Consider the following 5890-nt stretch of genomic DNA (forward strand, 5'->3'; position numbering starts at 1 on the left):
TGCGACGGGCCGCCGACGCGCTCGGGTACGTGCCATCGTCGAGCGCGGCCGGGCTGGCGACCGGCCGCACCATGGCGATGGGCGCCGTCGTGCCCTCGGTGAGCAGATGGTTCTACACGGCGGTGCTCGAGGGCATCGACCGGGAGCTTCGGAACGCGAGTTACGACCTCATCCTGTTCAACCTGGGCGGCCGCGGCGGCGACCGGTCGCGGGTGTTCCACCGCTCGATCCTGCGCAAGCGCACGGATGCGCTCGTGGCGCTGTGCCTCGACTTCAGCGCAGAGGAGCGCAGGCAGCTGGCCTCAACGGGACATCCGACGATCGTGGTCGGCGGACCGGTGCGCGGCATCCGGCACATCGGCATCGACGACCTCGGAGTCGCGTGCGCCGCCACCGAGCACCTCATCGAGCTCGGTCACACCGAGATCGCATTCCTCGGCGGCGACGACGAGGAGGGGCTGAACCACGTCGTGCCGCAGGCCAGGCGGACGGGCTGGGAACGGGCGATGGCATCCGCCGGGCTGCCGCTGCGACCCGAGCTCGTGCTGTACGGCGGGTTCGACACGGCGGTGAGCCGCCGGGCGGTCGACGCGATGCTGGATGCCGGGCACCGTCATCCGACCGCGATCTTCGCCGGCAGCGACGAGATGGCGCTCGGTGCGCTGCTGTCGCTGTGGGCGCACGGGCTTCGGGTGCCGCAGGACGTCTCGGTGATCGGCATCGACGGTCATCCGCTCTCACAGGTGTTCTCGCTCAGCACGTTCGAACAGGACCCCGTCGAACAGGGAGCGATCGCGGTGAGGATGCTCCTGGCCGAGCTGGGCGGCGAGCCCGCACGTCCGCGTGCGGTGCGGCATCCGGTGCGATTCCTCGACCGGGGCAGCACCGCTTCCCCTCGCTCGACGGGCGAGCGAACCTGAGAGAACACTCCGGGATTCGTTACTGAAGCGCGGCCCGCAAGCGCTTGCAGCGCCTCCGCGGCGGGCATAGTTTCGCAAATGTGCCGGGCGGCTCGTCCCGGCCCGACACCGTTCAACCGGGGGCGACCCGCTGAACCCTTCGCAATGCAGCGCCAGCAGCCGGCCGACGCCCCAAAGCGGCCAAGGCTCCTCGCCCTCCGGTTGATCGGTGTGCCATCCAGGTCGCGTCGGTGCACGCGTCCTTCGGCGTGCCCGCACGCCGTCGACGCGACGCCACGCGACCAAGTCGGTACGAAGACGAGGAGATCATGTCGAAGAACATCACGCGAGCCCTCGGGCGCGGGCGCATCATGAAGGTCGCGGCCATAGCCACCGCGATCGCCACGGTGGGCGTGCTCAGCGCGTGCAGCTCGGGAGGAGGCGGCGCGACGTCCACGTCGACGAGCGCCGCATCGGGCAACGCGACGAAGGGCTCCATCACCTGGTGGGCGAGCCCCATCACCACGAGCGGCGCCGATCCGCGCACGGTGCTGATCAGCGCCTTCGAGAAGGCGTATCCGAACATCAAGGTCAAGCTGGTGTCTGCACCCAACAACACCGACACGAACCGTGCCACCTTGACCACTCAGATCTCCGGCGGCGGCGGACCAGATGTCTACATGGGCGACGTGATCTGGCCGGCGCAGTTCGGCGCGCACCAGCTCGCCGTTCCGCTCTCCAAGTACCTGCCGAAGAGCTACTGGGACGGGTTCGCCAGCGGCCTCGTCGACGGCGCGACCTACAAGGGGCAGGTATACGGGGCACCGTTCTTCGAGGACCAGGGCTTCCTCTACTACCGCAAGGACCTCCTGCAGGAGAACAACCTGAAGGTTCCGACCACGTGGGAGGAGCTCGTTCAGGACTCCAAGACCGTGCAGGGCAAGGGTGAGGTCAAGTACGGCTACGTCTTCCAGGGCGACAACTATGAGGGCGCGACCTGCAACTTCATGGAGTTCCTGTCGGATGCCGGTGGCACCGTGCTGAACAAGAACCAGACGAAGTCCACGCTGGACAGTCCGGCTGCCACGAAGGCGCTCACGTTCATGCAGAGCCTCGTGAAGGACGGCATCAGCCCCCAGGCCGAGTCGACGTTCCAGGAGACCCAGTCGATGAACACCTTCGCGGCAGGTCAGTCGCTGTTCCTGCGCAACTGGGACTACGCGTACTCCAACTCGCAGGCATCCGGCTCGGCGGTGGTCGGCAAGGTCGGCGTCGCACCGATGCCCACCTTCCAGGGCCAGCCGACGCCCGGCTACTCCAACATCGGCGGCTGGAACCTGTACGTGAACCCGCACAGCAAGAATGTCGCGGCTGACCTGACGTTCATCAAGTGGATGACCGGCAAGGACGCCCAGACCACGCTTGCCACGCAGTTCAGCGAGATCCCGACGAATGCGGCGGTTCGCTCCTCCTCCGCCGTGAAGAACGCCAACCCCGTGCTGGCGATCGTGTCGAAGACCAAGCTGGTGCCCCGCCCGGCTCAGACGCCGAACTACCCGCAGGTGAGCAAGGCGATCTACACGGCGGTGAACGGTGTGCTGTCCGGCTCGGCGCAACCGGCTGACGCGATCAAGACGGCCAACAGTTCCATCACCAGTGCGCTGGGCGGCGGTCTGTAGGCGCTTCGGCCGATCATTCGAGACGGTGCTGCGGCAGCCACCACCGGTGTGACTGCCGCAGCACCGGCGAGCCAAGGAGGACTCGAGAATGTCAACCACGAGTACGGGCGCACCGCTTCGCACCGCGATGCCGTCCGAGTTGCGTCACAAGGGTGCGTATCGACGACTCATGGCGCGCATCGGCTGGGGCTTCTCGGCTCCCGCGCTCATCGTCATCGCCGCGGTCACAATCTTCCCGGTCGTGTTCTCCGTGGTGATGAGCTTCGGCAATGTGAACGTTCTGGGCAGCGGCTTCCAGATCGACGGCTTCACACTCTCCAACTACGGCATCGTCTTCACCAGTCCGCTGTGGCAGTACGCCCTGCTCTTCACGGTCGGCTACACCGTCGTCACCGTGATCGTGGAGCTCGTGCTCGGCACGCTCATCGCACTCGTGCTCGAGAAGCTGGGCGCGGCGCGCGGCTGGATGATGGCCATGCTCCTGGTGCCGTGGTCGCTGATCACTGTCATCTCGGCCACGCTGTGGGACTACATCTACGACCCGACGTACGGCGCGGCGGATGCCATCTTCCAGGCGCTGGGCCTCGGCTCGCCGGTGATCCTCGGGTCACCGGTCTCGGCGATCATCGCGATGATGATCGCGGACATCTGGAAGACAACCCCGTTCGTGGCGATCATCGTGCTCGCCGGCCTGGTGATGCTGCCGAAGGATGTCTTCGAGGCCGCCGAGATGGACGGCTCGAGCGGGTGGAAGACGTTCTGGCGCGTGACGCTGCCACTCCTGCGGCCGACGATCGCGCTGGCCGTGCTGTTCCGCATCCTGCAGGCGTTCGGTGTGTTCGACCTTCCGTTCGTCCTCACCGGGGGCGGGCCGCAGAACTCCACCACGTCGCTGGCCATGCTCGGCTACCAGGTGATGTTCACCGACCTGAAGTTCGGGCCTGGGGCGGCCGTCGCGGTGACGACCGCTGCACTCGTGGTGATCGGCTGTCTCGTGTTCCTCAAGGTGTTCCGATCACAGGTCAGCGAGAACGAGGGAGACTGACATGCGCAAACGTTCGCTCGGCGCCCGCTGGGGGCTGGCCATCAGCTCCGCCCTCATCGTCATCTTCGTGATGGCGCCCATCTACTGGATGCTCGCCGCCAGCTTCAAGACCACCGCGGGCGTCTCCGCTCAGCCGCCGCAGTGGTTCCCGACGCCGCCCAGCGTCGAGAACTACGCGGTCGCGTTCGTCGACCACGGATTCGCCCACTACATCCTGAACTCTGTCGTGGTGTCGGTCATAGCGACGGTGATCGTGCTCGTGCTCGGAACCCTCGCCGGGTATGCGCTCGGGCGCCTCCCGATGCGCGGCCGGTTCCCGATCATGGTGTCGCTGCTGGTGCTCTCGGTCTTCCCCGCTATCGCGCTCATCGCTCCGCTGTACCTCTTGATGCGCGACATCGGCTGGCTCGACAGCTACCAGGCCCTGTTCGTGCCGTACGCGGCGATCAACCTGCCGTTCGCCATCTGGATCCTGCGCAACTACTTCATCGGCGTGCCGAAGAGCATGGAGGAGTCGGCCCGCATCGACGGCGCATCGCCGATCCGCACCGTCTGGTCGATCGTGCTGCCGATGGCGCTGCCCGGGCTGTTCACCGCTGGCATCTTCGCGTTCACCGCGTGCTGGACCGAGTTCCTGATGGCCCTGTCGTTCAACAGCGCCGACGCTTTCCGCACCATCCCGGTCGGCATCGCCCTGTTCGGCAACGCCCATGTGACACCGTACGGTGCGATCTTCGCCGCGAGCGCCGTGGCCGTCGTGCCCATCGCCATCCTCGTGCTGGTGTTCCGCAAGTCCGTCGTCTCTGGCCTCACCTCCGGGGCCGTCAAGGGCTGAACAGATGGATGCCTCGCCCCCGCGTCAGCTGCCTGCGTCAAGCAGCATCAACGACGTGGCGAGAGCGACCGGCGTGTCGACGGCGACGGTCTCGCGGGCGCTCCGCGGGCTGCCGAACGTCTCCGAGACGACCAGGGCGATCGTGCGTCAGGCGGCCGCCGAGCTCGGATACGTGCCGTCGTCGAGTGCCGCGGGGCTGGCATCCGGGCGGACGATGGCGATGGGCGTCGTCGTTCCGACCCTGGAGCTGTGGTTCTACTCGACCGTGCTCGAGGGCGTCGACGCCGTGCTGCGGCGCGCGGGGTACGACCTCATCCTGTTCAATCTCGGCGACCGGCATGGCGAGCGGGAGCGGGTCTTCGACCGCAGCATCCTGCGCAAGCGAACGGATGCCCTCATCGCGCTCTGCGTCGACTTCAGCGCTGAGGAGCGCAGGCAGCTGGCCTCGACGGGGCATCCGACCGTGATCGTGGGCGGCGCCGTCCGGGGCCTTCGGCACGTCGCCATCGACCAGCTCGGTGCGGCTCGGATGGCGACGGAGCACCTCATCGGGCTCGGCCACAGGGACATCGCGCACGTCGCCGGCGACGCGATCCCCGGATACACGAAGGATGCTCCGGAGCAGCGGCGGCGCGGATTCCAGAACGCTCTGGCCGCGCATGGACTGCAGAACCGCCCGGAGTGGACCGTGCACGGTGCGTTCGACCTCGCTACCGCGCGAAGAGCGGTGGCCGAGCTGCTCGAGCGCCCCGGCCCGCGGCCGACCGCGATCTTCGCGGATTCCGACGAGATGGCCATCGGCGCCATGGTGGCGGCAAGGAGCGCGGGGCTGCAGGTTCCGGAGGACCTCTCGATCATCGGCATCGACGACCACCGGCTGGCCGCGCCGTTCGAGCTCACCACGGTTGCGCAGGACCCGTTCGAGCAGGGCGCGCTGGCGGCCAGGATGCTGCTCGAGGAGCTGCGAACACGCACCCCGGTCAAGCGATCGGTGCGGATGCCGGTGCAGCTGATCGTGCGCGGGAGCACCGCCGCACCCCCGGTCGCGGCGCCCGCCTCCGCTCCGGCGGCTGCCCCTTCGCGACTCACCCCGGCATCGCCACCCGCGGCATAGCCGCCGATCCAGCGCACGATGCGCCGGAAATAGCTCGATGCGCCGGAACTATCGAGCGGATATGTCCGGCGCATCGTCTGTTCTCCGGCCGACCATGCGACGTCGTGAACCCGCTCCGTCGCGATTCGGCGGGTGAGCGAGGTCAGTCGGCGTCGCCGATCCCGATCGCTTCCGCCCGCTGCTCCACGTCTTCGATCGCACCGTCTGCGCGACGCAGTGCGCGCCGCCCGAACACGATGATCAGCGTCGAGATCACGAGCACGATCGCGCCGAACAGGAACGGCACGGCTGCGCCGAACGCGTTGCCGAGGGCCGCAG

At 67.7% G+C, this 5890-nt stretch carries 5 protein-coding genes; all 5 read left to right on the forward strand.

Annotation, left to right across the window (positions count from 1 at the left end; translation table 11 throughout):
* Nucleotides 1–920: LacI family DNA-binding transcriptional regulator (locus ACTHNC_RS07455; protein ID WP_440293965.1), on the forward strand; the 920-nt coding region annotated here is incomplete at its 5' end.
* Between the two features lie 308 nt (nucleotides 921–1228).
* Entirely contained in the window at nucleotides 1229–2578 is a 1350-nt protein-coding gene (locus ACTHNC_RS07460; RefSeq protein ID WP_440293966.1) for an ABC transporter substrate-binding protein, read from the forward strand.
* An 88-nt stretch (nucleotides 2579–2666) separates the two neighbouring features.
* Nucleotides 2667–3623 (forward strand): carbohydrate ABC transporter permease, encoded by a 957-nt coding sequence (locus ACTHNC_RS07465; RefSeq protein WP_440293967.1) that lies wholly within the window; start codon nucleotides 2667–2669, stop codon nucleotides 3621–3623.
* Between the two features lies 1 nt (nucleotide 3624).
* On the forward strand, nucleotides 3625–4458 hold the full coding sequence (locus ACTHNC_RS07470; protein ID WP_440293968.1) for a carbohydrate ABC transporter permease: 834 nt from the start codon (nucleotides 3625–3627) through the stop codon (nucleotides 4456–4458).
* Nucleotides 4459–4513: 55 nt separating this feature from the next.
* Nucleotides 4514–5572, forward strand: coding sequence for a LacI family DNA-binding transcriptional regulator (locus ACTHNC_RS07475; RefSeq protein WP_440293969.1), 1059 nt, complete (start codon nucleotides 4514–4516; stop codon nucleotides 5570–5572).
* Nucleotides 5573–5890: the final 318 nt, after the last annotated feature.

The organism is Humibacter sp. (assembly GCF_051954055.1).
GTDB lineage: Bacteria > Actinomycetota > Actinomycetes > Actinomycetales > Microbacteriaceae > Humibacter.